Origin of the sequence: Nocardioides sp. TF02-7 (assembly GCF_022437945.1) — a bacterium.
Taxonomy (GTDB): domain Bacteria; phylum Actinomycetota; class Actinomycetes; order Propionibacteriales; family Nocardioidaceae; genus Nocardioides.
The window spans coordinates 3,612,302-3,636,276 of sequence record NZ_CP092535.1 but is presented as its reverse complement, the minus strand read 5'-3'; the positions used below and the strand labels follow the sequence as shown (position 1 = coordinate 3,636,276).

Sequence of the window (23,975 nt, the reverse complement as noted above, 5' to 3'; positions counted from 1 at the left end):
CCGGGTTGCTCCCCCCGGCGGTCAGCCCGACCACCCGGAACCGGTCGGGATTGGCGCGCACGATGTCGAGCGCCTGGGTGCCGATCGACCCGGTGGAGCCGAGGATGACGACGTCTCTCACGTCGCCCATCCTCTCAGGAGGGGGTGGGTGTTCCCACCATCGCAGGGACGGTTGCGGGTCGGCGGTGATAGGGGGCGACGCCGGTGGGGAGGTGGCCGCGGTAGACGCCCTCGCGCAGCTCGAGGGCGTAGGCGTCGAGCTCGGGCATCCCGACCGCCGCGGCGTGGGCCAGCTCGGCCTCGTGGTCGTAGGGAACCCGCACGAACGCGACCGAGAACGGCGCCGGCTCGGTGCCGTCCGCGACGCCCTCGAGGACGACGTACACCGGTGTCGGGTCGCCGATGCAGTTGCCGACGCTGCCCACGTTGACGAGGGTCCGGCGGCCGCGGTCGTTCTCGAGGTAGGGGTCGTGCGTGTCGCCGTACGCCACCACGTCGGGGACGGGGCCGTCGCCGGTGAGCGGGGTGTTGCGGAACATGTCGAGGAACCCGTCCTCGTCGTGGTCGAACCACACCTTGCGGTGCACGTCGTCGGGCGACGCGTGCAGCAGCCGCACCCGCCGGCCGCTCATCCAGAGGTCGTGGCTGAACGGCCGCGACCGCAGCCACTCCGCCTGCCCCGGACCGAGCTGGTCGCGCCACCAGCGCACGGCCTCGCTAGTCGCCGCCGCGGGCCGGGTCGGGCAGGAAGTCGTCCCAGTTGCCGAGGAGGTTGACCTCGCACCGCTCACGGCACCGGTCGACCACCTCCCGGCCGCGCGGCCCCTTGCCGACGTAGTCGCCCAGGTTGAGGACCCGCTCGATCCCCCGGGCCTCGATGTCGGCGAGCACCGCCTCCAGCGCCGTCAGGTTGCCGTGGACGTCGGAGATCAGCGCGATCCGGTCGAGCTCCACGAACATCACCCTAGACCGGCGGGCGGGGTGGGGGGTGCGGGCCGGTGTGGCCGTTGTGGCCGGTGTGGCGGCTCCGCGTCGACGTGACGGGCAATCCCTCCACTTGTCGGGCAATGCTCTGCCCGACAAGTTGAGGTTTCCCGGTCGGCCGGGGAAACCTCACGTCGCCCGGTCCCCGAAACCCCGGCCGGCCTCACCCCCCGGCCCGACCGGCTCCGCCTCACCCCGCCCCCGGCAACCCCCGCGCCTCGAGGAACGCCCGGGCGAGCCGCTTGGGGGGCCCGGGCGAGCCAGGCGTCGGTCAGGACCTCCTCGAGCTCGTCGACGTCGATGGCGTCGAGGTGGACCAGCACGCCGGGCCAGCCGTCGAAGTGCGGGATCGTGAAGAAGACGTCGGGCTCGCTGGCGATCAGCTCCTGCTTCTCCCCCCTCGTCGGCGAGGCGGATGCCCATGATCTCGCCGGCAGGCACCGGCCGACCGAGCGCCTCGAGGTCGGCGACGTCCTTCTTCCGCAGCGGACGCACCCAGGCGAAGGCCTTGCTGCGGATCCGCCAGCCGTCGTTGCTCTCCGTGGCCTCGGGGAGGGCGAGCGCGAGGCGTCGTACGTCGTCCCAGGTCGCCATGGCCTCACCGTACGGCGTCGCCGTGGCCGGTCGCCCCGTTCCGCCGCGCGGCTGGTCGGGACTTGCCTGCCCGGGCCACCCTGGTGGGGTGCTCCCCCGTCGTCGCCGGACCGCTGCCCTGCTCGGGGTGGCCTGCCTGCTCGTCGCGCTGCTCGCCGGCTCGTGCGGCGACGGTGCGGCGCCACGCTCGCCGGCGCCGGAAACGGAGGCCGGCCCGACCGCGACGCCGTCACGCTCGGCGGACCGCGGCGGCTGCACGGGGAGGGTGGCGCTGACGTTCGACGACGGTCCGCGGCCCGGGCCGACCGACCGGCTGCTGCGGATCCTGAGGGAGGCGCGGGTGCCGGCGACCTTCTTCATGATCGGCACGCGGGCGGCGGCCGAGCCGCGGCTGGCCCGCCGGGTCGAGCGCGCCGGCTTCCTGGTCGCCAACCACTCGTGGAACCACCGCAACATGCGGAGCCAGACCGCTGCGCAGGTCGCGCGGTCGCTGCGCACCACCGACCGCGCGCTGCGGCGGCTCGGCATCCACCCGACCCCGCTGATGCGACCGCCGTACGGCGGCCTCGACGGCGCCGCCCGGGCCGGGATCCGCCGGGCCGGCCTGGTGCCGGTCATGTGGACGGCGTCCTCCCGCGACTGGGAGGGCGGCACCAGCCGGGAGATCGCGGCCAGGGTGCTCGCAGCGCTGCGGCCGGGTGACAACATCGCCGTGCAGCACGACGGGGGCCGCCACGCGGAGGCCACGGTCGATGCGGTGCCCATGATCGTCCGCCAGGCCCGGCGACGCGGCTACTGCTTCACCGCGCTCGACGAGGACGGACGCCCCGGCTTCCCGACGCCGGCCGCCTCGGTCGCGCTCACCGACGGCGTCGAGGGCGGCGTCGCGGTGGCGACCGTCCGGCTGTCGGCTCCCCGCCGGGCGCGCCACCAGCGTCCGCTTGCGGACCGTGTCGCGCTTTCGGCCCGGGCCGGCAGCGACGTCGCCCGGGTCGTCCGCCGGGTGCGGGTCCCGGCGGGCCGGCTCCGGGCGCAGGTGCCCGTCCGGCTGCTGCCCGACGACGTCGCCGATCCGGCCGAGGACTTCGCCGTCGTGCTCGACCGGCCGCAGGGGCTCCGGCTCCGGTCCGCCACCGCGACCGCCCGGATCACCGACGCCCGGCCGGGTGCCGGAGGTCGGTGACGGCCGGAGCGGCTCAGGACGTCCCGGCGACGAGCTCGTCGGCCGCCGCGTAGGGGTCGGTGTCGCCGGCGGCGACGGCCGCGGCGAGCTGGTCGAGCCGGTCGCCGGAGCCGACCGTGCCCCAGCGCCGGCGGAGGGCGGTGAGGGCGAGCGCCTCCACCTCCTGCGGGCCCGGCGCACCCGGCGCCGCTGCAGCTCGCCGGTGTCGCGGAGCCAGGCCGCGTGCTCCTCCAGCGCGTCGGCCACCGCCGGCACGCCCTCGCCCGTGGCCGCGGTGGTCTTCAGCACCGGCGGTCGCCAGGCACCCTCGCGGCGCTCGGCGAGCCCGAGCATCGAGCGCAGGTCGCGCCGCACCTTGTCGGCGCCCTCCCGGTCGCCCTTGTTGACGACGTAGACGTCGCCGATCTCGAGGATGCCGGCCTTGGCCGCCTGGATGCCGTCGCCCATGCCCGGCGCGAGCAGCACCACGGTGGTGTCGGCGTGACCGGCGACCTCGACCTCGCTCTGGCCGACGCCGACGGTCTCGACGACGACGACGTCGTAGCCGGCCGCGTCGAGCACCCGCAGCGCCTGCGGCGCGGCCCACTTGACAGCCCGCCGAGGTGGCCGCGCGCCGCCATCGACCGGATGAACACGCCGGGGTCGAGCACGTGGTCGGACATCCGGATCCGGTCGCCGAGCAGCGCGCCGCCCGAGAACGGCGACGACGGGTCGACGGCGAGCACACCCACCCGCAGGTCGCGGCGGCGCAGCTCGGTGACCAGGGCGTTGGTCGAGGTGGACTTCCCGACCCCCCGGGGCGCCGGTGAGGCCGACGACGCGGGCCCGGCCGGCGTACGGCGCCAGCGCGCGCATCACGTCGCGCAGCAGCGGCGACTCGTCCTCGACGAGGGAGATCAGCCGCCCCACCGAGCGGGCGTCGCCGTCACGCGCCCGCGCCACCAGGTCGGGGACGGACGCCGCGGTGGTCCCGCGGCGACCGCCTCCGCTGCTGTCGGTCAACCGGCGGGCCCTCAGGCCCCCGGCACGCGCACGAGCAGCGCGTCGCCCTGGCCACCGCCGCCGCAGAGGGCGGCCGCGCCGACCCCGCCGCCGCGCCGCTTCAGCTCCAGCGCCAGGTGGAGGACCACGCGGGCGCCGGACATGCCGACCGGGTGGCCGAGCGCGATCGCGCCGCCGTTGACGTTGACCTTCGCGTCGTCGAGCCCGAGCTCACGGGCGGACGCGATGCCGACGGCGGCGAAGGCCTCGTTGAACTCGACCAGGTCGAGGTCGGTCGGCGCGATGCCGTCCTTCTCCGCACGCCCGGGCCGTTGCCGCGGCCGGCTGCAGCTGCAGCGTCGAGTCCGGGCCAGCGACCATGCCGTGCGCGCCGATCTCCGCGAGCCACTCCAGTCCGAGCTCCTCGGCCTTGGCCTTGCTCATGACCACCACGGCGCACGCTCCGTCGGAGATCTGCGAGGAGGAGCCGGCGGTGATCGTGCCCTCCTTGGAGAACGCGGGGCGCAGCTTGCCGAGCGACTCCGCGGTGGTGTCGCCGCGGACGCCCTCGTCCTCCCGCACCACGAGCGGGTCGCCCTTGCGCTGCGGGATCTCGACCGGCACCACCTCGTCGTCGAAGACGCCGTTCTTCCACGCGGTCGCCGCCTTCTGGTGCGACTGCGCGGCGAAGTGGTCCTGCTCGTCGCGGGTCAGGTTCTGCGCGGCCTGGTTGCACTCCTCGGTGAGGAGGCCCATCGCCTGCTTCGTGAACTGGTCGAACAGCGCGTCGTAGGCCATCGAGTCGACCAGCGGGACGTCGCCGTACTTGAAGCCCTCCCGCGACTTCGGCAGCAGGTGGGGTGCGTTGGTCATCGACTCCATGCCGCCGGCGACGACCACCTCGACCTCGCCGGCGCGGATCATCTGGTCGGCCATCGCGATCGCGTTGAGGCCGGAGAGGCACACCTTGTTGATGGTGATCGACGGGACGCCCATCGGGATGCCGGCGTTGACGCCCGCCATCCGGGCGGGGTTCTGGCCGGCCCCGGCCTGGATCACCTGGCCCATGATCACGTAGTCGACCTGGTCGCCGGAGACTCCTGCCTTGTCCAGGGCGCCCTTGATGGCGATCCCGCCGAGGTCGGGCGCCGACAGCGACTTCAGGCCGCCGAGCAGGCGACCGATCGGCGTGCGGGCGCCGGCGACGATGACGCTCGGGTTCTCGGACATGGTGCCTCCGCAGGTGTTGAAGGACGGGTGGGGCCGGACGCCTGCGACCTTACTAAGAGGTAGCCGGATGTCGAGGCCCGGCCGCGGGTGCGGGATGAGTCGCTCGTCACATGCCCGCTCCGGGGCCCGGAGGTGGCGGCACACTGACCTGCATGCAGATCACCGACGGCCTCCCCGAGCAGCTCTTCACCGCCATCGACCACGTCGGCATCGCGGTCCCCTGACCTGGACGCGGCGATCGCGTTCTACCGCGACACGTTCGGCATGGTCGCCGTCCACGAGGAGACCAACGAGGAGCAGGGCGTGCGGGAGGCGATGGTCGCCGTCGGCGACCCCGCCGACCCGGCGTCGTGCATCCAGCTGCTGGCCCCGCTGGACGAGTCGTCCACGATCGCGAAGTTCCTCGACCGCAACGGCCCCGGCCTGCAGCAGCTCGCCTACCGGGTCACCGACCTCGACCGGGTCTCGGCGCTGCTCCGCGAGCGCGGCGTGCGGCTGCTCTACCCCGAGGCTCGCCGCGGCACGGCCGACAGCCGCATCAACTTCGTGCACCCCAAGGACGCGGGGGGCGTGCTCGTCGAGCTGGTGGAGCCGGCGGCCACCGGCCACTGACGGGCCGGCGCCGCGGCACCGGGCGTGAGACGAGTCAGGCCCACCGGAACCGGACCTGCTCCCCCGGCCGCAGCTGGGCCAGCCGGTCGGTGTCCTCGTCGAGCACCACTGCCACCACCGGGTAGCCGCCCGTGACCGGGTGGTCGGGGCCGAAGACGACCGGCTCGCCTCCCGGCGGAACCTGCACCGCTCCACGGGTGGCGCCTTCGCTCGGCAGCTGGCGCGCAGGGTCGACGTGCTCGAGCCGTCCCGCCGCCCAGGCGCACACCCACCCGGTCGGACTCCGGCGCCACCGTCCAGATGGTGGTGACCAGCACCGCGGGGTCGCGCACCCAGTCGGCGCGCGGGCCGGGCCCCCACCCGCAGCAGCGGGCGGTCGTCAGTACGCCTGCGGCGGGACGGCGTCGACCAGCATCGGCCGCGCCGCGCCCGATCCCACCGGCAGCAGGTCGCCGGGGCCGACAAGCTCCGGCCCGAGACCGGCCAGGGTGTCCCGCGCCCGCGAGCCGAGCACCGGAGGCAGGTCGAGGCCGCCGCGCACGGCGAGGTAGGACCGCAGGCCGGTGGGTGGCAGCCCGAGCGCCGCGACGGCGCCCGGCCGCAGGGCGAGCACCGACCCGGTCGGCTCCGCGCGTCCGTCGACCGTCAGCGGTGCCGGCGCACCGGTCACGGCCAGCCACACGGTCCGCCCGACCGCCTCGACCTCGAGGCCGCCGAGGGTCACCTCCAGCGCCGCGGCGCCGGGAGGGTTGCCGACCAGCCGGTTGCCGAGGTCGTACGCCGACCGGTCGGCCGCGCCGGACCGGCCCACGCCGATCGCGGCGTGCCCGGGCCGCCCCGCGTCCTGGACGAGGCACGGGCCGCCGGTGCGGCGCACGCGCAGCGCGGCCTCCGTCGCACCACTCATGCCGCGCGGAACCGGACGGTCGCTCCCGGCGCGAGCAGCGCCGGCGGGTCGAGGTCGAGGTCCCACACCGGCAGGTCGGTGCGGCCGATCAGCTGCCACCCGCCCGGCGACGGGCGCGGGTAGACGCCGCTGAACTCCCCCGCCAGCCCGACCGCGCCCGCCGGCACCGTCGTGCGGGGGCGGTCGCGGCGGGGCACGCGGAGCCGGGGGTCGCCGCCGACGAGGTAGGCGAACCCGGGGGCGAACCCGCCGAACGCGACCCGCCAGGGCGTGCCGGTGTGGGCCGCCACCACCTCGTCCTCGCGGAGGCCGGTGTGGCGGGCGACCTCGGCGAGGTCGGGGCCGTCGTAGGTGACCGGCACCTCGACCTCCGCCGTCGGCACCTGCTCTCGAAGGTCGTCGCCGGTCGAGCCGGTCGAGCCGGTCGCCGCCGGGGGCGACGTGTCGGCGAGGCGATCGCGGAGCCGCCCGAGCGGGACGCCGGGGGCGGCGCGCACGAGGAGCGTGCGGGCGCCGGGGACGACGTCCTCGACCAGGTCGGCGAGCCCGGTGTCGCTGCGCACGAGGTCGGCGAGGTCGACCACCGCGGCGACGTCGTCGAGCTCGACGAGCAGGGCGCGGTCGCCGTAGGGCAGCAGGCGGGAGGTCACGCGAACGCCCGCAGCTCCAGGCCGGCGTCGACCAGGGCGGCGCGGACGCGCTGCGCCATCGTGACCGCGCCGGGGCTGTCGCCGTGCACGCACACCGAGTCCACCGCCCCCCGACGCCGCCAGCCGCACCGCCTGGTCGGCGGCCGCGGCGGGGTCGTCGAGCACCGCGCCGGGCTCGGAGCGGGGGACGAGCGTGCCGTCCGGGCGGTAGGCGCGGTCGGCGAACCCCTCGCGCACCGTCGGCAGCCCGGCCACGGTCGCCGCCTCGAGGAACGCCGAGCCGGGCAGGCCGACGACGGGCAGCGCGGTGCCGTGCCCCTTGTCGTAGGCGAGGACCGCGTCCACCACGGCGGCGGCCTGCCGCTCGTGGGTCACGATCGCGTTGTAGAGCGCGCCGTGCGGCTTCACGTAGGCCACGCGGCCGCCCTCGGCACGGGCGATCGCGTCGAGCGCCCCCAGCTGGTAGACGACGTCGGCGGCGAGGTCGTCGGGCGCCACGTCGACGAAGCGACGGCCGAAGCCGGCGAGGTCGCGGTAGCCGACCTGGGCGCCGATCACCACGCCGCGAGCCACGGCCTCGGCACACGTGCGCCGGAGCGTGGTCGGGTCGCCGGCGTGGAACCCGCACGCCACGTTGGCACTCGTGACGACCGCCAGCACCGCCGCGTCGTCCCCGAGCGTCCAGCGGCCGAACGACTCGCCGACGTCGGCGTTGAGGTCGACGGCTCCTCGGGCCGAGGGACCGGGCGAGGTGCTCACGGCCCTATGGTGACCCATGCCGGCGTCGCTGAGTCCACGACGACGCCAGAAGCCTTCCGGGTGACGAGGGTCACGAACCGCTCTGCCGGACGTTACCGGCGGGTATCTTGCGGCTCGGCCGCCGATCCCTCACCGACACAGGAGACGATCCCGTGCAGCACATCCTCGACGCCATCATGACCGACGGCACGTCCACGGAGGACTTCGCCGGGCTCGACCTGCCCGAGTCCTACCGGGCGGTGACCGTGCACAAGGACGAGGTCGACATGTTCGAGGGCATCTCCACCAGGGAGAAGGACCCCCGCAAGTCGCTCCACGTGGACGACGTACCGCTGCCGGAGCTCGGTCCCGGCGAGGCGTTCGTCGCCGTCATGGCCTCGGCGATCAACTACAACACCGTGTGGACGTCGATCTTCGAGCCGGTGTCGACCTTCGGCTTCCTCGAGCGCTACGGCCGGCTCTCCGACCTCACCAAGCGCCACGACCTGCCCTACCACGTCGTCGGCTCCGACCTGTCCGGCGTGGTGCTCGAGGTCGGACCCGGCGTCACGAAGTGGAAGCCCGGCGACCGCGTGGTCGCCCACTGCCTCTCGGTCGAGCTGGAGTCGCCCGACGGCCACGACGACACGATGCTCGACAACGAGCAGCGGATCTGGGGGTTCGAGACCAACTTCGGCGGCCTCGCGGAGATCGCGATGGTCAAGGCCAACCAGCTGATGCCCAAGCCCGAGCACCTCACCTGGGAGGAGGCCGCCTCCCCGGCCTGGTCAACTGCACCGCCTACCGCCAGCTGGTGTCGAAGAACGGCGGGGCGATGAAGCAGGGCGACAACGTGCTGATCTGGGGCGCCTCCGGCGGCCTGGGCGGCTTCGCCACGCAGTACGCCCTCAACGGCGGCGCGAACCCGGTGTGCGTGGTGTCCAACGCCGAGAAGGCCGAGATCTGCCGCCGGATGGGCGCGGAGATGATCATCAACCGCTCCGAGGAGGACTACCGGTTCTGGAACGAGGACGGCACCCAGCAGAACCCCGCGGAGTGGCGGCGGTTCGGCAAGAAGATCCGCGAGCTCACCGGCGGTGAGGACATCGACATCGTCTTCGAGCACCCCGGCCGCGAGACCTTCGGCGCGTCGGTGTTCGTCACCCGCAAGGGCGGCACCATCACGACCTGCGCGTCGACGACCGGCTACATGCACGAGTACGACAACCGCTACCTGTGGATGAACCTCAAGCGGATCGTGTCCAGCCACTTCGCCAACTACCGCGAGTCGTGGGAGGCCAACCGGCTCATCGCCAAGGGCAGGATCCACCCCACCCTCTCGCGGACCTACCGCCTCGACGAGACCGGCCAGGCCGCCCTCGACGTGCACCACAACAAGCACCAGGGGAAGGTCGGCGTGCTCTGCCTCGCTCCCGAGGAGGGCCTCGGCGTGCTCGACACCGAGCTGCGCGAGCAGCACCTGGACAAGATCAACCTGTTCCGCGGCGTCTGAGCCCGCACCCGCGCCTGCTTCGTGTGACCCGCGCGTGAATTCGCGCGGGTCGGGGTGGGTTATCGCCCCGCGATCAGGGATCATGGTCCGGTCCTGCCGAACCACGCGACGCGAGGGAGCCCGCCCCCCATGAGCGACCAGGGTCTGTCCATCTTCGACGAGGAGCCCACCGACGGTCCGCCGCGAGGGCCGGGCAAGCCCGACCCCGACAACGAGAAGACCCAGGTGATGCCGGTGACGACCCCGCCCCGCTCCGCCCCGCCGGCTCCCCGTCCGACCGTCCGCGGTGGCGCAGCCGCCGGCGGCCCCGCCCGCGACGGCCTCCCTGCCCGTGGTCCGCAAGGGCGGCTACGACCGGGCGGCGGTCGACCAGCACCTCCGGCAGCTCGCCGGCGAGAAGGCCGCGCTCAGCGCCGGGCTCGCCGAGGCCGAGCAGCGGGTTGTGGGGCTCGAGGAGGAGCTCGGCCGGCTCCGCGCGGAGCTCGCCGAGATGGACAACCCGTCGTACGCCGGGCTCGGCGGCCGGGCCAGCGCCATGCTGCGGCTGGCCGAGGAGGGAGGCCGACGAGATCCGGGCCATCGCCGAGCGCGACGCCACCGAGATCCGCGACCAGGCCGCCCGCGACGCGAAGGCGATCCGCGCCGAGGCCTCCCGCGAGGCCGAGGACATGCGGGCCGTGCAGCTGCGCGAGCTCGAGGAGAACCGCGCCCGCCTGCTGGCCGACGCCGAGCAGGAGCTCGCGCTCGCGCGGAGCGAGGCGTCCGACACCCTGGCGGCCGCCCGCCGCGAGGCCGACCAGCTCCGGCTCGCCGCCCAGCAGGAGGCCAGCGAGCTGCGCAGCTCCGCCCAGCGCGAGAGCGAGCAGGCGCGGGCCGCGGTCGACCGCGAGGTCCAGGAGGCCCGGCGGATGCTGGCCGTGGAGAAGGAGCGGCTCGCTCGCGAGGCGACCGACCACCACAACACCGCGGTCGCCGAGACCAAGCGGCTGGTCGAGGAGGCCGAGCAGCGCGCGGCCGCCGCCGAGCAGCGGGCCGCCGACGCGAGCAAGCAGGCCACCGAGAACCGTGCCGCCGCCCAGTCCGAGGCCGAGGCGATGGTCAGCCGCGCCCGCCGCGAGGCCGAGCAGATCGTCGCCTCCGCCCGCACCCAGGCCGAGTCGATCACCGCCAGCGGCGAGGCCGAGGCGCAGCGCCAGCTCGCCGCCACCCGCGCCGAGCTCGAGCGGCTCACCAAGCGCCGGGCCGCCATCACCGCGCAGCTGTCGTCGCTCGCCGACCTCGTGGCCGGGTTCGACGAGGGCGAGGGCGAAGGCTGATGCGAGGTCGGCGGCAGCCTGCCGTCCCGGACGGGGAGGCGGGCCCGCCGCCGACGGGCGACGGCGCCGACGTACCTCCCGGCAGCCCTCCCGGCGGCTCTCCCGGCGGTGCCGGCGTCGCGGCGTACGGCGACCTGGGCCAGCCGTTCGACCGGCGCTCGCCGTTCTACGTCGGGTTCGTCGGCGGCCTAGGCCTGCTGCTGGCCTACTGGATCTTCCAGGCGCTGCTCGGCATCGGCTCGGTGCTGCTGCTGGTGGTCGTGTCGTTCTTCCTCGCGGCCGGGCTCAACCCCTCCGTCGAGCTGCTCGAGCGGCGCGGCCTGCGCCGGTCGCTGGCGGTCACGACGGTGATCATCGCCGCGCTCGGCATGCTCGCGCTGTTCGTCGTCGCGATCGTGCCGGTGATCGCCGACCAGATCCGGGCGCTCACCGAGAACGCGCCGATCTGGCTCGACCAGCTCCAGGAGAACCGGAAGGTTCAGGAGCTGAACGAGGAGTACGAGATCGTCGACAAGGCCAAGGACTTCGTGGCCAACGGCGACTTCATCTCCACCCTCTTCGGCGGTGCGCTCGGGGTGGGACTCAAGATCGTCTCGGCGCTGTTCAACGCGTTCATCATCATCGTCCTGACGCTCTACTTCCTGGCGTCGCTCAACACCACCACGCACGCGATCTACCGGCTCGCGCCCGCCTCGCGGCGCGACCGGGTCACCCGGCTCGGCGACAAGGTCATCAGCGACATCGGCGGCTACGTCTCCGGCGCGTTCATCGTCGCGCTGTGCGCGGGCCTGTCCTCGCTGGTGTTCCTGTGGTTCACCGAGGTGCGCGAGTACGCCGTCGCCCTGGCGTTCGTCGTGGCCCTGCTCGACGTGATCCCGATGATCGGCGCGACCATCGGCGCCGTCGTGGTCTCCGCGATCGCGTTCGCCACCGACATCAAGAGCGGCATCGCCGCGGTGATCTTCTACATCATCTACCAGCAGGTGGAGAACTACGTGATCTACCCGCGGGTGATGAGCAAGTCCGTCGACCTGCCCGGCGCGGCCATCGTGATCGCCGCCCTCGTCGGCGCCGCCCTCCTCGGCGTCGTCGGCGCCCTCCTGGCGATCCCCACCGCGGCCGCCGTACTCCTCATCATCCGCGAGGTCGTGGTGAAGCAGCAGGACCTGCGCTGACCTGTTGAATCGGGGCCTCGTGGTCGGTCGAATCGGGTGTCGTGGTCGGTCGAATCGGGTGTCGTGGCGCGTCGAATCGGGTGTCGTGGCGACGGCTGATCACCACGAGGCCGGATTCAACACACCACAAGGCCCGATTCAACACACCACAAGGCCCGATTCAACACACCACGAGGCCGGATTCAACCCACCACAACACCCGATTCAACGTCCTCGCGGAGGTCAGGCGGGGGTCGGCTCGGCGTGGGCGACCGAGCGCTCACCGAGCTTGACGCCGACCACGCCGAGGAGGATGAGGACGCCGCCGAGGAGCTGGACGAGGCCGGGGAGCTCGCCGAGGAGGGCCCAGGCCCAGAGGACGGCGGCGACGACCTCGGAGAGCGCCACGAACGACGCCACCCGCGAGCCGAGCAGCCGGGCGGCGGCGATGCCGGAGGTGTAGGCCAGCGCAGCGGTGATCAGGCCGAGCAGCGCGAGCGGCACCCACCAGTCGACGCGGACGCCGGCGTACTCGACCTCGGCACCGGTCACCTCCATCGGCAGCAGCCCGACCAGGCCGAGCAGCCCGAGGACGGCCGCCCCGACGACGAGGCCGCCGGCGGCGAGCGAGATCGGCGGCAGCCCGGTGCTGTCGTCGCCGGAGATCACGAAATACGCCGCCGCGCCCACCATCGCCGCGAACGCCCAGGCGACGCCGCCCAGGTGCAGGCCGAACCCGGCGACCACGTCGAGCACGAGCAGCAGGCCGAGCGCCGCGACGACCGCGCCGGCGACGGTGACCGGGCCGGGCCGCTGCCCGTGGCGCACCCACAGCCAGAGCACGACCGCGGCGGGCGCGGTGTACTCGATGAGCAGCGCCGGCCCCACCTCGAGGTAGCGGACGGCGGAGAAGTAGCAGAACTGGGCGCCCGCCACGGCCAGCAGCCCGTAGAGCCCGATCAGCCCGGCGTTGCGCCGGAGCAGGTGCCACCGCCCCTGCAGCGCGGCCACGCCGAAGGGCAGCACCACCAGCGCGCCGAGACCGATGCGCACGAGCACGACGGCGCCCGCGCTCCAACCCTGGTGGAGCAGCGGCGAGGCGAGCGCGCCGGAGAGCGCGAACGAGACGGCGGAGAGCAGCGCGACCGCAAGGCCCGCCGCCGTACGGCGCGAGGGCGTCGTCGCCGGAATGTCATCAGTCATCGCCGTCATGGGACATGACGCTATCGGCGGTGATGTAACCTGTCAACGTGGTTTTCGCCCATGACACCAACGAGGCCCTGCGCGCGGCCGTGCTGCTCGTCAACTCCGCCGAGCCGCCGGACACGTTGACGTCGGCGGAGGAGCTCGCGACGTTCCTGGACGACTTCGGGTTCACCGGCCGCCGCGACGGCGACGCCACCGAGCTCCAGGCCGTACGACGCCTCCGGCCGCTGCTGCGCGAGGTGCTCACCGCCGACCGCGACCGCGCGGTCGAGCTCGTGAACGAGCTGCTGCGCAGCGCCCGCGCGCTCCCCCAGCTGCGCCGGCACGGCGACTACGACTGGCACGTCCACGCGATCGACGACGACGCCCGCTGCGCGACCGGATCGTGGTGGAGACCGCGATGGCGATGATCGACGTGATCCGCAGCGACGAGATGTCCCGCCTCGGCATCTGTGCCGACGACGACTGCGAGGGCCTGGTCCTCGACCTCTCCCGCAACCGCTCGCGCCGGTTCTGCTCGACCGCCTGCGGCAACCGCAACGCGGTCGCGGCCTACCGTGCCCGACAGGCCTCCGGCGCCTGAGCTCACCCGAGGAACTGGCGCAGCACCTCGAGGAAGACGTCCGGCTTCTCCGAGTGCACCCAGTGGCCCGCGCCCTTGACGGTGACCCGCCGGACCCTCGGGAACAGGGCCTCCATCGCGGCGGCGTGCTCGTCGCGCACGTAGCGCGACTCCGAGCCGCCCATCCACAGCACCGGGCCGTCGTACGGCGTCACGACATCGAGCGCCTCCTCCGGCCAGTCGGTGACGGCGTCGAGGTCGTCGCGGAGCAGCTCGAGGTTCGGTTGCCACCGCCACGCGTCGCCGTCGCGCCGCAGGTTCTGCAGCAGGAAGCCCCGCACCCCCGGGTCGGGCACCGCGTCGGTGAGAGCCGCGTCGGCCTCGCGCCGCCCCTCGAGCGTCGTCAGGTCGATGGCCAGCATGGCGTCGATGTAGCCGGCGAACTCGGTGGCGGAGCGGTAGCGCACCGGGGCGACGTCGACCACGCAGAGCCGCTCGACCAGCTCCGGGTGGCGCAGCGCCAGCACCATCGCGATCTTGCCGCCCATCGAGTGGCCGACGAGCGCGACGGGGTCGTCGGCGTCGAGGACGCCGGCCACCCGGTCGGCGGCGTCGACGTAGTCGAACCGCTCGGTCCACTCCGACCGCCCGTGGTTGGGCATGTCGACGAGCAGCACCCGGTGGTCGGCCGCCAGGTCCTTGGCGTGCTGGTTCCAGTTGCGGCCCTGGCCGAAGAGGCCGTGGCAGAAGACCACCCGGCTGCCGTGGTCGCCGTACGTCGTGGTGTGGAGCGGCACGTGCGCCAGTCTGTCAGGCGGCTCCCCCGCCCGGCGGAGCGGTCGCGCCGGCACAAAGATCGGGAAACACCCGCCCCGGCTTCGGTTTCTCCTGGGAGGATCAGCGAAGATGGCAACGGCCATGCGACCGACCCCAGGGAGACACCTCTTGCGTCCCGCCACCTCCGTCCGCGTCCTGCTCGCCTTCGCGGCTGCGCTGCTGATGGGCGCGTCCGCGCTCGCGGCGACACCCGCCACCGCTGCCCCGGCCACGCCGGCCTCGATGGTCACGGTCGCCACCCACGTGCAGCCGCGGCTCGCGCCGCGCCCTCCGTGCGCGCCCCGCTGCTGGACCGCGATCTCGTTCAACCCGCGCGCGAAGATCTGGGGGCTGGACCAACAAGGAGGGCGTCGGCTCGAAGAAGCTCGCGATGCAGAAGGCGCTCCAGCGGTGCAAGGCCCGGACGAAGAACGAGACCAACGCCCCGCCCAGCGCCTGCCAGCCGCCGGCCAAGCGCAAGGTCTTCGCCTACAACGGCTGCGTCGCGGTCGCGTGGCGGGTCCGCGACAACAGGGTCGTCGAGTGGGGCAAGGGCAAGGCTCGCGACAAGATCTCAGCCGAGCGGAGCGCCCGCCGGTCGGTCAAGGGTCCGGGCCAGATCACCTCGAAGTTCGCCTGCACGTTCCGCCCGGCTCGCTGACGGCACGCGTACGCCGTCCGTCGCTGCCGGCCGGCGGAGCCGGGGCGACGGCCCACCGGGGTCAGCCGGCGTAGTCGTGGAACCCCTTGCCGGTCTTGCGGCCGAGCTCGCCGCGGGCGACCTTCTCCTCGAGCAGCGTCGCCGGTGAGAAGCCGGGCTCCTTGAACTCGGCGTGCAGCTCCTTCTGGATCGCCAGCGACACGTCGTTGCCGACGACGTCGAGCAGCTCGAAGGGGCCCATGGGGAAGCCGGCGTGCTCCTTGACGGCGGCGTCGATGGTGTCCAGCGGGACGCCCGCCTCGTGCAGGCGCACGGCGTCGTTGAGGTAGGGGAACAGCAGGCAGTTGACGATGAAGCCCGCGCGGTCGCCGCAGGAGACGGCGACCTTGCCGATCTCGGCGCAGAGCGCGAGCACGGTCTCGTCGACGTCGACGGCGGTGGCCTCGGTGGTGACGACCTCGACCAGCTTCATGACCATGGCCGGGTTGAAGAAGTGCATCCCGATGACGGACGCCGGCCGTCCGGTGGCCTCGCCGAGCGCGGTCACCGGCAGCGACGACGTCGTGGTGGCGAGGATCGCCCCCGGCTTGCAGATCCGGTCGAGGTCGCGGAAGAGGTCGGTCTTGACCGCGAGGTCCTCGGCGATCGCCTCGACGACCAGGTCGGCGTCGGCGAGGTCGTCGCGCGACGTCGTGCCGCTGAGCCGGGCGAGCGCGGCCTCCCGTGCGGCATCGTCGATCCTGCCCTTGGCGACCAGCTTGGCCAGGTTCTTCTCGACGAGTCGCCGGACGCCGGCGACCTTCTCCTCGCTGCGCCCGACGACCACGACGTCGCGGCCGGCCTGGGCGAAGACCTGGGCGATGCCCGACGCCATGGTGCCGGTGCCCACGACGCCCACCGTGGCGACCCGGTGCCGCAGCCGCGGCGTCCCCGTGCTGCCGCCGGCCGCCTCCTCGGCGAACGACCGGCCCTCGGTCGCGAGCTTGTCGAGCAGGTCGGCAGGCTCGTGGAGGCGGTCGCCGGTCTTGGCGTGGCGGGCGGCGAGCCGGTCGCGCACGGTCGCTGCCCCGAGCTCGTCGATCGTCGCCAGCGGACCGCTGGTGTAGCCGCAGCCGTACCGCATCGCCGCGTCGATGTCGGCCGCCGAGGCGTACGACGACTCGTACATGCGCACCGCGTGGTTGAGGTAGGGCAGCACCAGGGTGTCGAAGATCTGCTCGCTGGTCGAGGTCATGGCGGCAGTGTGGCAAACCGTGACAGCGGTTTCTACCCGTCAGTAACTATGCAACACGTCACACCGGCGCGACCCGCACCACCTTCGACCGCGACGACCGGCCGCGCACCACCGCCACCGACGAGCGCGGGACGCCCAGCTCGTCGGCGACGAAGCGCTCCAAGGCGGCATTGGCCTTCCCGTCGACCGGCGGCGCCTGCAGGCGCATCCGCAGCTGGTCGCCGTACGGCCCGACCACCTCGGTGCGGGACGCGCCCGGCTGCACCCGCACCGACAGCAGCCATGCCTCGCCGTCGGGCCGCCACCACGGTCGCCCCGCCTCGATCTCCACGGGCGTCACGGTAGCCTCGGGCCCCGTGAGACTCGTCGTCGCGCGCTGCCAGGTGGACTACGCCGGCCGCCTCACCGCCCACCTCCCGATGGCGACCCGGGTGCTGATGATCAAGGCCGACGGCTCGGTGCTCGTCCACTCCGACGGCGGCTCCTACAAGCCGCTCAACTGGATGTCACCGCCGTGCACGGTCCGGGAGGGATCGACCGAGGACGGCACCGTCGAGTGGACCGTCACCTCGCGCGCCCCCAAGGGCGCCGTGCCCGACACGCTGCGGATCCTGATCGAGGAGATCCACCACGACTCCCGGCACGAGCTGGGGATCGACCCGGGCCTGCAGAAGGACGGCGTCGAGAAGCACCTGCAGGAGCTGCTCGCCGAGCACCCGGCGACGCTGATGCCGGGGTTGTCGCTGGTACGCCGGGAGTACCCCACAGCGATCGGTCCGGTCGACCTCATGTGCCGCGACGCCGACGGCGTGAGCGTGGCGGTCGAGATCAAGCGCCGCGGGGAGATCGACGGCGTCGAGCAGCTCACCCGTTACCTCGAGCTGCTCAACCGCGACCCGCTGCTCGCGCCGGTCCGGGGGCATCTTCGCCGCCCAGGAGATCAAGCCGCAGGCCCGGGTGCTCGCCGGCGACCGCGGCATCACCTGCGCCCTCGTCGACTACGACGCGCTCCGTGGCCTCGACGACCCGTCCGACCGGCTGTTCTAGCCGGCCCCCGATGACGACGATCTTCCACGTCGCGTTCGCCTCCGACTGGCGGGCCGCCCGACGCACCGGGGTCTACACGGTGTCGACGTGGGGCCGCACCCTCGCCGAGGTCGGGTTCATCCACTGCAGCCGCGCCGACCAGTGGCTGCGGATCCGCGACGCCCTCTACCACGACGCGACCGAGCCGCTGGTGCTCCTGCACATCGACACCGACCTGCTGGACGTGCCGGTGGTCGAGGAGCCCGGAGAGCCGGGCAGCGACGAGACCTTCCCGCACGTCTACGGGCCGTTGCCGACCGGCGCCGTGGTGAGGGCCACGCCGATCAGCCCCACCGGCGACCCGGCCACGGACGGAGGGTCTTCGCCGGGGCACGGGCACGCGGGCTGAGATCCGCCGTCAGCCGACGAGCGCGACGACCTCCTCGGCGCAACCCCAGGCCAGCGTGACGCCGGCGCCGCCGTGGCCGTAGCAGTGCACCACATCACCCACCCGCTCGAGGCGCACCTCCGGGCGGGCGGGACGCAGGCCCACCTTGTGCCGGAGCACCCGCGCGTCCGCGAGCGCGGGCACCAGCGCCGCGGCGCGTGCCACGATCGCCTCCGCCGTCGCCGGGTCCGGCGTGCGGCTCCACTCCCCCGGCTCGTCGGTGCCGCCGAGGACGATGTCGGTCGACCTCGGGACGACGTAGGTACGGAGGTGACCGTCCGGCCGGTCAGCGTCGGCCCGCCACCACCGGTCCAGGCCCACCTGCTCGACCACGACGACCTGGCCGCGCACGGGCGTGACCGAGGCGTCCTGGGCGAACAGGCGGGCGCCGAGCCCCGCGCAGTGCACCACCACGTCGACACCGGCCGCATCGGCACCGGCCAGCGGCAGCGCGGAGAGGTTGAGCCGGGTCAGGGTGCCGCCGAGCTCGCCCAGGCGGTGCACCAGCCAGTCGAGGTGGACCGGCATCTCCACCACGGGCGCCGTGAACCGCCACCCGTCGACGTACCCGGGCGGCAGCCCGTCGGTGGGCGTCACCCGGGCCAGCGACGGCACGGCGTCGCGCCACCACGGGTCGGCGGCGGGGGCGCGGAACAGCTCGGTGCCGGGCACCATCCGGACGCCGGTGGTCGGGCCCTCGCGCAGCTCGGCCAGGCCCGCCAGGACGTCGTACGTGCGGGCCGCCCAGGTCGTCACCCGCGCGCGGGGCTCCCCGACCCGGGGGTACCAGTACGCCGCGGCGACCGCGGAGGTCGTCTCCCGCGGCAGGTCGCGGCCGACGACGTCGACGCGGTGGCCGGCCTCGGCGAGCCGCACCGCGCAGGTCAGGCCGACGACACCGGCGCCGACGACGACGACCCTCGCCACCGTTGCCGCCTCAGGCGCCCGCCGCCGGCGGAGCCGTCGGGTCGGGGTCGGGTCCGCCCTGCTCGCGCTCGACGTAGGCCTCGATGTCGTTGAGGTCGTCGCAGCTGCGGGTGACCACCGCCAGGAGGTCGCTCATCGTGGCGACCTCCTCGACCTGCTCCCTGACGAACCACTGCAGGAACTGCTCGGAGGCGTAGTCGTCCTCCTCCCGGGCGATCCTGACCAGCTCGTTGACCTGCCGGGTGACCGTGCGCTCCTGCTCGAGCGCGAGCTCGACCGGCGCCACCACGTCGGCGAACGCCGACTCGGGCGCGGGCACGGCGGGGATCCGCACCGCCGCGTCGGTGTCGAGGAGGTAGCGCACCATCATCATGGCGTGCTCGCGCTCCTCGAGCGCTTGGGCGTAGAAGAACGCGGCCATCTGCGGCATCGTCAGTGCGTCGTAGTACACCGCGCAGGCCAGGTACTGGTTGTGGGCGGCCAGCTCGTTGCCGATCTGGACGTTGAGCTGGTCAGTGAACCGAGGGGCAGGCATGGCCGAAACCCTAGTCGGCCCCAGGCCGCCGCCCGGGCACCGCTCACGCGGCCTTCTGCAGCTCCTTCTTGGAGACCTTCTTGCCGTCCGCGGCGCGCACGAGGACCCGCTTCTTCACCGCGAGCCCGTCGGGCAGGGTGCCTTCCTTGAGCATCCGGATGGGGCACCGTCCGCAGCGGGACTTCGAGACGCAGCACTCCCGCTTGGGGAGCTTGCGCTTCTCCACGCCGGCCTTGCCGGCCTTCGCGGCCTTCTTGGACTTCTTGCCCACGGCCCGACGGTAGCACGAGGTGAGGGGCTGCCTAACCTTCACTGGCGTGTGGTCACGCCCGGTCCCGCGGCGCGGTGACGGCAACGGAGGTCCACACGACGGCCATCAGGAAGCCGTTGAGGGGCAGCAGGAACATGATCGGGAGCAGGAGGGCGACGCCCGCACCCACCCAGCCCGGCCAGACCCGGCGCGTGCCGAGCACGCCGGCAGCGACGAGCCCGACGAACGTCGGCAGCACGGCCAGCACGAAGAGCCACTCGGCGGGCTCCTGGCCGACCACGGGCACCGCGAGCATGGTGCCGCCCGCGACCGTGAGCCCGGCCGGAGCAAGCCACCACAGCAGTCCGCGCCAGCCGGTCACCGGCGTCAGGGCGACGAGAGCGACCGCCGCCGCGACGAACGCCGCGCCGGCGGTGAGCTCGGAGAGGAGGCCGAGGCCGGTGAAGTGGTCGCTGTCGTCGCCGCCGAGCACCCCGCACACGCCGTTGACGGCCAGGAGGGAGGCCGCGAAGGCTGCAGCGGGCCTCGCGGCGGTGCGAGGAAGGAGCAGCGTCGGTGCGGTGGTGGTGAGGGGACATCGTGATCTCCTTGGTCCGGGGTCGTCGTCCGACCGGGTCGGGGCGACGCTAGGAGCTCGGAGACCGGGCGCGGATCGGCCTTGCGGCCACCCTCGCCTCTGTCGCAGGACAGAGGACACGGAGCGTGCTCGCTCCTACGATCACCCGCATGCTCCGTCCGTCGCGCGACCTCCTCCTGGGAGCCGCCGTCCTCCTCGTCGCCGAGGTGGAGCTGCTCCTCGTCGACGTCGACGACCGCCTCGACCACCAGCTCGCAACACTCCTGGTGCTCCCCTGCCGTCGCGCTCCGGCGGCGCGCTCCGCTGCTGTCGATGGCGTTCGTGGCGCTCGGCCTGGTGACCGACCCGCTGGTCGGCGACGCCGCGGTGGCGACGCCGTACCTCACGATCCTGTTCCTGCTCGGCTCCCTGGGCTGGTACGCCGGCCCGCGCACGGGTCTCGTCGGTGTCGCGGCGGTCCTCGGCTGCGGTCTGGCGCCCGACCTGCTCACGGGGACGGCGCAACCCGCCGACGTCGTCGTGAACGCGGTGCTGATCGTCCTTCCCTGGGTCCTCCTGCGCGGGCTCCGGATCGCGACGGACCGCCGGGTCCTGGCCGAGGTGGCTGCCGACCGGACGGCCCGGGAGGCGGTCGAGGCCGAGCGGCGGCGGATCGCGCAGGACCTGCACGACTCGATGGCGCACGCCCTGACGTTGATCACCCTGCACGCCGGGTCCGCCCGGGAGCGAACCACGGACACCGGATCGGCCGACGCGCTGGCGGCGATCGAGCGGAGCGGGCGGGAGGCGCTGGCCGACATGCACCGCTACCTCGGACTGCTCGGCCCTCGCGACGGTGAGGCGCCGGGGCTCGCCGACATCGACGACCTGGTCGAGGGCGTCCGCCGCGGGGGGGCTCGACGTCGTCCTCGACGTCGACACCGGGACGGGTGACGTGCCGGCCAGCGTCGCCACGACCGTCTACCGGGTGGTCCAGGAGGGCCTGACCAACGTGGTCCGGCACAGCGACGCCGGACGTGCGGAGGTGCGGGTCCTCCGGCGCGACGGCGAGCTGGTGACGGAGGTCCGCGACGACGGGAGGCCGCAGCCCTCGCACGTCGCGGGCAGCGGCCGGGGGCTGGACGGCCTCCGACGTCGTCTCGGCCTCTTCGGCGGCCGGCTCTCCTCGGACGCCTCCCCGAGGGCTGGCGGCTCGAGGCCCGGATCCCGCTCGCGACGGAGGCGCCGTGAGCGCCGTGAGCGCCGTGAGCACCGTGCGCCTCGTCGTGGTCGACGACGAGCCGCTGGTCCGGCAGGGCCTCCGGATGGTCCTCGAGCTGGGCGAGGGGTTCGCAGTGGTCGCGGAGGGAGCGGACGGAGAGGAGGCGGTGTCGCTGGTGCGCGAGCACCGGCCGTCGGTCGCGCTCCTCGACGTCCGGATGCCCCGGCTCGACGGGATCGAGGCGACACAGCGGATCACCGCAGACCCTGCTCTGCACGGCGTGCGCGTGGTGGTGCTCACGACCTTCGCCGACGACGACCTGGTCGTGGCCGCCGTCCGCGCCGGAGCGTCCGGCTACCTGCTCAAGTCGATGCCGCCGGACGAGATCCGCGCCGGCGTCCGGGCGGTGGCCGAGGGACGCACGACGCTGGCCCCCTGCCCTGGTCGACCGCCTCCTTCGCGAGCACGCCGGACGGAGGACGGCGCGGTCGCCGCTCCTCGACCGGCTGACGGCCCGCGAGACCGAGGTGCTCCGAGAGATCGCTTCAGGAAGGTCGAACGCCGAGATCGCGTCGGCCCTCTTCCTCAGCGAGGGGACGGTCAAGACCCACGTCGCCGCGATCCTCCACAAGCTGGCCGTCCGCGACCGCACCCAGGCCGCCGTGGCGGCGTACGAGATGGGGCTCGTGCGGCCTGGTGGCTGAGCCACCACCCCGGCGCTTCAGTCGAGCCCGTTGGCACGCCGGATCACGCCGACGATCCCGGCCATGATCTCGGTCAGGCCGAAGTCCTTGGGCGTGTACACGGCCGCGACGCCGAGGTCGACGAGCCGGCGCGCGTCGGACTCGGGGATGATCCCGCCGACCACCACCGGGACGTCGGCCATGTCCTGGGCTCGCAGGCCGTCGAGCACGGCGGGCACCAGCTCCATGTGCGACCCGGAGAGGATCGAGAGGCCGACGCAGTGCACGTCCTCGGCCACGGCGGCCGCGACGATCTGCTCGGGCGTGAGCCGGATGCCCTGGTAGACGACCTCGAACCCGGCGTCCCGCGCCCGTACGGCGACCTGCTCGGCGCCGTTGGAGTGGCCGTCGAGCCCGGGCTTGCCGACGAGCAGGCGCAGCCGCCCGCCGTGGCCGGTCAGCTCCTCGCCCGTCCGCCGGACCGCCTCGCGGACGGCCGCCAGCTCCTCGCCCGCCTCCGCGACCCCGACCGCGCCGCTGACCCCCGTCGGGGCGCGGAACTCGCCGAAGACCTCGCGCAGGGTGCCTCGCCCACTCCCCGGTCGTCGCGCCCGCGCGGGCCGCGGCGAGCGTGGCCTCCATCAGGTTGGCGTCGCTCTTGGCGTCCTCGGCCAGCCGCCGCAGCGCCTCGTCGACCTCCGCCTGGTCGCGCTGCTCCTTCCAGGCGCGCAGCGACTCCAGGGCCGTCTGCTCGGCCTGCGGGTCGGCGACCATGATCGCCGTGTCGAGGTCGGCGGTCAGAGGGCTCGGCTCGGTGGTCTCGAACCGGTTGACGCCGACGATGACCTCCTCCCCGCTCTCGATCCTGGCCCGGCGTGCGGCGTGCGCGGAGACCAGCTCCTGCTTCATGTAGCCGGAGTCGACCGCGGCGATCGCGCCGCCCATGGCCTGCACCCGGTCGATCTCGGCCTTCGCTCCGTCGACGAGCTCCTTCACCTTCGCCTCGACCACGTGCGAGCCGTCGAAGATGTCCTCGTGCTCGAGCAGGTCGGACTCGTAGGCGAGCACCTGCTGCAGCCGCAGCGACCACTGCTGGTCCCACGGACGCGGCAGGCCGAGCGCCTCGTTCCACGCCGGCAGCTGCAGCGCCCGCGCGCGGGCCTTCTTCGACAGCGTGACGCCGAGCATCTCCAGCACGATCCGCTGGACGTTGTTCTCCGGCTGCGCCTCGGTCAGGCCGAGCGAGTTGACCTGGACGCCGTAGCGGAAGCGTCGCATCTTCGGGTCCTGCACGCCGTAGCGCTCGCGGGTGATCTCGTCCCACAGCTCGACGAAGGCCCGCATCTTGCACATCTCCTCGACGAACCGCACGCCGGCGTTGACGAAGAACGAGATCCGGCCGACGACCTTCTCAAAGTCCTCGTCGGAGACCTGCCCCGACGCCTTCACCCGGTCGAGCACCGCGATCGCGGTGCACAGCGAGTAGGCCAGCTCCTGGGTCGGGGTCGCACCCGCCTCCTGGAGGTGGTAGCTGCAGATGTTGATCGGGTTCCACCGCGGGATGTTGTGCACCGCGTAGGCGATCATGTCGGCGATCAGCCGCAGGGAGTGCTCCGGCGGGAACACGTAGGTCCCCCGCGACAGGTACTCCTTGATGATGTCGTTCTGGGTCGTGCCCGCGAGCCGGGCCGCGACCTCCTCCGGAGTGGCGCGGCCCTCCGGCACGCCGGCCTGCTCCTCGGCGACGACCTGGTAGAGCGCCAGCAGCCACATGGCGGTGGCGTTGATGGTCATCGAGGTGTTCATCTCGGCCAGCGGGATCTGGTCGAAGAGCTTGCGCATCTCGCCCAGGTGCGGGACCGGGACGCCCACCTTGCCCACCTCGCCGCGGGCGAGCGGGCTGTCGGGGGTCGTACCCGGTCTGCGTCGGTAGGTCGAAGGCGACCGAGAGTCCGGTCTGCCCCTT

24 protein-coding genes and 9 pseudogenes are annotated in these 23,975 nt (G+C 73.6%); 13 read left to right on the top strand and 20 right to left on the bottom strand.

The genetic code is table 11. The features are described 5' to 3' along the window. Nucleotides 1–25: 25 nt before the first annotated feature. The 4 genes and pseudogenes from MF408_RS27105 to MF408_RS18765 form a co-directional block, all read right to left on the bottom strand. Nucleotides 26–130, bottom strand: a pseudogene (locus MF408_RS27105) (hypothetical protein); the annotation flags it as partial. A gap of 4 nt (nucleotides 131–134) precedes the next feature. After that, on the bottom strand, nucleotides 135–710 hold the full coding sequence (locus MF408_RS18770; RefSeq protein WP_275693227.1) for a metallophosphoesterase family protein: 576 nt from the start codon (nucleotides 708–710) through the stop codon (nucleotides 135–137). Nucleotides 711–717: 7 nt separating this feature from the next. Next, nucleotides 718–960, bottom strand: a complete 243-nt coding sequence (locus tag MF408_RS25860; RefSeq protein WP_275693226.1) for a metallophosphoesterase — start codon at nucleotides 958–960, stop codon at nucleotides 718–720. A 153-nt stretch (nucleotides 961–1,113) separates the two neighbouring features. Further along, the gene (locus MF408_RS18765) at nucleotides 1,114–1,578 is read right to left on the bottom strand and encodes a hypothetical protein (RefSeq protein WP_240248952.1); all 465 of its coding nucleotides are present in this window, start codon (nucleotides 1,576–1,578) and stop codon (nucleotides 1,114–1,116) included. Here MF408_RS18765 and MF408_RS18760 point away from each other — a divergent pair. Next, on the top strand, nucleotides 1,577–2,761 hold the full coding sequence (locus tag MF408_RS18760) for a polysaccharide deacetylase family protein (RefSeq protein ID WP_240248951.1): 1,185 nt from the start codon (nucleotides 1,577–1,579) through the stop codon (nucleotides 2,759–2,761). The genes MF408_RS18765 and MF408_RS18760 overlap by 2 nt on opposite strands. Before the next feature lie 13 nt (nucleotides 2,762–2,774). Here MF408_RS18760 and meaB read toward each other — a convergent pair. Continuing rightward, a pseudogene (meaB, locus tag MF408_RS18755) lies at nucleotides 2,775–3,706 on the bottom strand (methylmalonyl Co-A mutase-associated GTPase MeaB). Nucleotides 3,707–3,774: 68 nt separating this feature from the next. After that, nucleotides 3,775–4,972 (bottom strand): annotated as a pseudogene (locus MF408_RS18750) (acetyl-CoA C-acetyltransferase). A gap of 152 nt (nucleotides 4,973–5,124) precedes the next feature. Between MF408_RS18750 and mce the strand changes: the two are divergent. Then, nucleotides 5,125–5,584, top strand: a pseudogene (mce, locus tag MF408_RS18745) (methylmalonyl-CoA epimerase). A 34-nt stretch (nucleotides 5,585–5,618) separates the two neighbouring features. On the opposite strand, the gene MF408_RS18740 reads toward mce, so the two are convergent. The 4 genes and pseudogenes from MF408_RS18740 to MF408_RS18725 all read right to left on the bottom strand — a co-directional run bounded on the left by MF408_RS18740 (nucleotide 5,619) and on the right by MF408_RS18725 (nucleotide 7,918). Beyond that, nucleotides 5,619–5,852 (bottom strand): biotin-dependent carboxyltransferase family protein, encoded by a 234-nt coding sequence (locus tag MF408_RS18740; RefSeq protein WP_240248950.1) that lies wholly within the window; start codon nucleotides 5,850–5,852, stop codon nucleotides 5,619–5,621. 111 nt (nucleotides 5,853–5,963) lie between these two features. Further along, nucleotides 5,964–6,491 carry a hypothetical protein gene (locus tag MF408_RS18735; RefSeq protein WP_240248949.1) on the bottom strand — a complete coding sequence of 176 codons (528 nt, stop codon included), beginning with the start codon at nucleotides 6,489–6,491 and terminating at the stop codon, nucleotides 5,964–5,966. Then, on the bottom strand, nucleotides 6,488–7,075 hold the full coding sequence (locus MF408_RS18730; protein WP_240252039.1) for a carboxyltransferase domain-containing protein: 588 nt from the start codon (nucleotides 7,073–7,075) through the stop codon (nucleotides 6,488–6,490). The genes MF408_RS18735 and MF408_RS18730 overlap by 4 nt, the downstream gene beginning before the upstream one ends. A 62-nt stretch (nucleotides 7,076–7,137) precedes the next feature. Next, nucleotides 7,138–7,918: pseudogene (locus MF408_RS18725) on the bottom strand (5-oxoprolinase subunit PxpA). 134 nt (nucleotides 7,919–8,052) lie between these two features. On the opposite strand from MF408_RS18725, the pseudogene ccrA reads away from it, so the two are divergent. The 3 genes and pseudogenes from ccrA to MF408_RS18705 all read left to right on the top strand — a co-directional run bounded on the left by ccrA (nucleotide 8,053) and on the right by MF408_RS18705 (nucleotide 11,883). Beyond that, a pseudogene (gene ccrA, locus MF408_RS27100) lies at nucleotides 8,053–9,392 on the top strand (crotonyl-CoA carboxylase/reductase). Nucleotides 9,393–9,832: 440 nt separating this feature from the next. Further along, the gene (locus MF408_RS18710) at nucleotides 9,833–10,708 is read left to right on the top strand and encodes a hypothetical protein (protein ID WP_240252193.1); all 876 of its coding nucleotides are present in this window, start codon (nucleotides 9,833–9,835) and stop codon (nucleotides 10,706–10,708) included. Further along, nucleotides 10,708–11,883: an AI-2E family transporter gene (locus tag MF408_RS18705; RefSeq protein ID WP_240252037.1), complete on the top strand. Its 1,176-nt coding sequence runs from the start codon at nucleotides 10,708–10,710 to the stop codon at nucleotides 11,881–11,883. The genes MF408_RS18710 and MF408_RS18705 overlap by 1 nt, the downstream gene beginning before the upstream one ends. Nucleotides 11,884–12,105: 222 nt before the next feature. On the opposite strand, the gene MF408_RS18700 is transcribed toward MF408_RS18705, so the two are convergent. Then, complete coding sequence (locus MF408_RS18700; protein ID WP_240248946.1) at nucleotides 12,106–13,065, bottom strand: EamA family transporter; 960 nt, start codon at nucleotides 13,063–13,065, stop codon at nucleotides 12,106–12,108. Between the two features lie 47 nt (nucleotides 13,066–13,112). Here MF408_RS18700 and MF408_RS18695 point away from each other — a divergent pair, with 47 nt between their 5' ends. Next, nucleotides 13,113–13,478, top strand: coding sequence for an ABATE domain-containing protein (locus tag MF408_RS18695; protein WP_240248945.1), 366 nt, complete (start codon nucleotides 13,113–13,115; stop codon nucleotides 13,476–13,478). Beyond that, nucleotides 13,469–13,651, top strand: coding sequence for a CGNR zinc finger domain-containing protein (locus MF408_RS18690; protein ID WP_240248944.1), 183 nt, complete (start codon nucleotides 13,469–13,471; stop codon nucleotides 13,649–13,651). Before MF408_RS18695 ends, MF408_RS18690 begins: the two co-directional genes overlap by 10 nt. Before the next feature lie 2 nt (nucleotides 13,652–13,653). Here MF408_RS18690 and MF408_RS18685 read toward each other — a convergent pair whose 3' ends face one another. Beyond that, nucleotides 13,654–14,427: an alpha/beta fold hydrolase gene (locus MF408_RS18685; protein ID WP_240248943.1), complete on the bottom strand. Its 774-nt coding sequence runs from the start codon at nucleotides 14,425–14,427 to the stop codon at nucleotides 13,654–13,656. Between the two features lie 410 nt (nucleotides 14,428–14,837). Between MF408_RS18685 and MF408_RS18680 the strand changes: the two genes are divergently transcribed. Beyond that, nucleotides 14,838–15,107 carry a hypothetical protein gene (locus MF408_RS18680; protein ID WP_240248942.1) on the top strand — a complete coding sequence of 90 codons (270 nt, stop codon included), beginning with the start codon at nucleotides 14,838–14,840 and terminating at the stop codon, nucleotides 15,105–15,107. A 61-nt stretch (nucleotides 15,108–15,168) separates the two neighbouring features. Here the strand turns inward: MF408_RS18680 and MF408_RS18675 are convergent, their stop codons facing one another. Further along, nucleotides 15,169–16,341 (bottom strand): 3-hydroxyacyl-CoA dehydrogenase family protein, encoded by a 1,173-nt coding sequence (locus MF408_RS18675; RefSeq protein WP_240248941.1) that lies wholly within the window; start codon nucleotides 16,339–16,341, stop codon nucleotides 15,169–15,171. 58 nt (nucleotides 16,342–16,399) lie between these two features. Beyond that, the gene (locus MF408_RS18670; RefSeq protein ID WP_240248940.1) at nucleotides 16,400–16,672 is read right to left on the bottom strand and encodes a DUF167 domain-containing protein; all 273 of its coding nucleotides are present in this window, start codon (nucleotides 16,670–16,672) and stop codon (nucleotides 16,400–16,402) included. A 25-nt stretch (nucleotides 16,673–16,697) separates the two neighbouring features. Between MF408_RS18670 and nucS the strand changes: the two are divergent. Both nucS and MF408_RS18660 read left to right on the top strand, forming a co-directional pair. Continuing rightward, a pseudogene (nucS, locus tag MF408_RS18665) lies at nucleotides 16,698–17,388 on the top strand (endonuclease NucS). A gap of 10 nt (nucleotides 17,389–17,398) precedes the next feature. Further along, nucleotides 17,399–17,776, top strand: a complete 378-nt coding sequence (locus MF408_RS18660; RefSeq protein ID WP_240248939.1) for a DUF952 domain-containing protein — start codon at nucleotides 17,399–17,401, stop codon at nucleotides 17,774–17,776. A gap of 9 nt (nucleotides 17,777–17,785) precedes the next feature. Here MF408_RS18660 and MF408_RS18655 read toward each other — a convergent pair whose 3' ends face one another. The 4 genes from MF408_RS18655 to MF408_RS18640 are packed head-to-tail and all read right to left on the bottom strand — an operon-like array spanning nucleotide 17,786 to nucleotide 20,029. Beyond that, nucleotides 17,786–18,742, bottom strand: a complete 957-nt coding sequence (locus tag MF408_RS18655; RefSeq protein WP_240248938.1) for an FAD-dependent oxidoreductase — start codon at nucleotides 18,740–18,742, stop codon at nucleotides 17,786–17,788. A 10-nt stretch (nucleotides 18,743–18,752) separates the two neighbouring features. Next, nucleotides 18,753–19,277, bottom strand: coding sequence for a ferritin (locus MF408_RS18650; RefSeq protein WP_240248937.1), 525 nt, complete (start codon nucleotides 19,275–19,277; stop codon nucleotides 18,753–18,755). 43 nt (nucleotides 19,278–19,320) lie between these two features. Continuing rightward, complete coding sequence (locus tag MF408_RS18645) at nucleotides 19,321–19,548, bottom strand: hypothetical protein (RefSeq protein WP_240248936.1); 228 nt, start codon at nucleotides 19,546–19,548, stop codon at nucleotides 19,321–19,323. A gap of 52 nt (nucleotides 19,549–19,600) precedes the next feature. Beyond that, nucleotides 19,601–20,029 carry a hypothetical protein gene (locus tag MF408_RS18640; protein WP_240248935.1) on the bottom strand — a complete coding sequence of 143 codons (429 nt, stop codon included), beginning with the start codon at nucleotides 20,027–20,029 and terminating at the stop codon, nucleotides 19,601–19,603. Nucleotides 20,030–20,437: 408 nt separating this feature from the next. On the opposite strand from MF408_RS18640, the gene MF408_RS18635 reads away from it, so the two are divergent. The 3 genes and pseudogenes from MF408_RS18635 (at nucleotide 20,438) to MF408_RS27090 (ending at nucleotide 22,030) form a co-directional block, all read left to right on the top strand. Next, a complete protein-coding gene (locus MF408_RS18635) occupies nucleotides 20,438–21,058 on the top strand; it encodes a histidine kinase dimerization/phosphoacceptor domain-containing protein (protein WP_240248934.1) in 621 nt (206 codons plus the stop codon). A gap of 371 nt (nucleotides 21,059–21,429) precedes the next feature. Beyond that, nucleotides 21,430–21,666 (top strand): annotated as a pseudogene (locus MF408_RS27095) (response regulator transcription factor); the annotation flags it as partial. 187 nt (nucleotides 21,667–21,853) lie between these two features. Beyond that, a complete protein-coding gene (locus tag MF408_RS27090) occupies nucleotides 21,854–22,030 on the top strand; it encodes a LuxR C-terminal-related transcriptional regulator (RefSeq protein WP_345893766.1) in 177 nt (58 codons plus the stop codon). A gap of 17 nt (nucleotides 22,031–22,047) precedes the next feature. Here MF408_RS27090 and MF408_RS18625 read toward each other — a convergent pair whose 3' ends face one another. Together MF408_RS18625 and MF408_RS18620 are read right to left on the bottom strand one after the other, a co-directional pair. Next, nucleotides 22,048–22,443, bottom strand: a complete 396-nt coding sequence (locus tag MF408_RS18625; RefSeq protein ID WP_240252035.1) for a cobalamin B12-binding domain-containing protein — start codon at nucleotides 22,441–22,443, stop codon at nucleotides 22,048–22,050. Nucleotides 22,444–22,660: 217 nt separating this feature from the next. Continuing rightward, a pseudogene (locus MF408_RS18620) lies at nucleotides 22,661–23,881 on the bottom strand (methylmalonyl-CoA mutase family protein); the annotation flags it as partial. Nucleotides 23,882–23,975 lie beyond the last annotated feature (94 nt).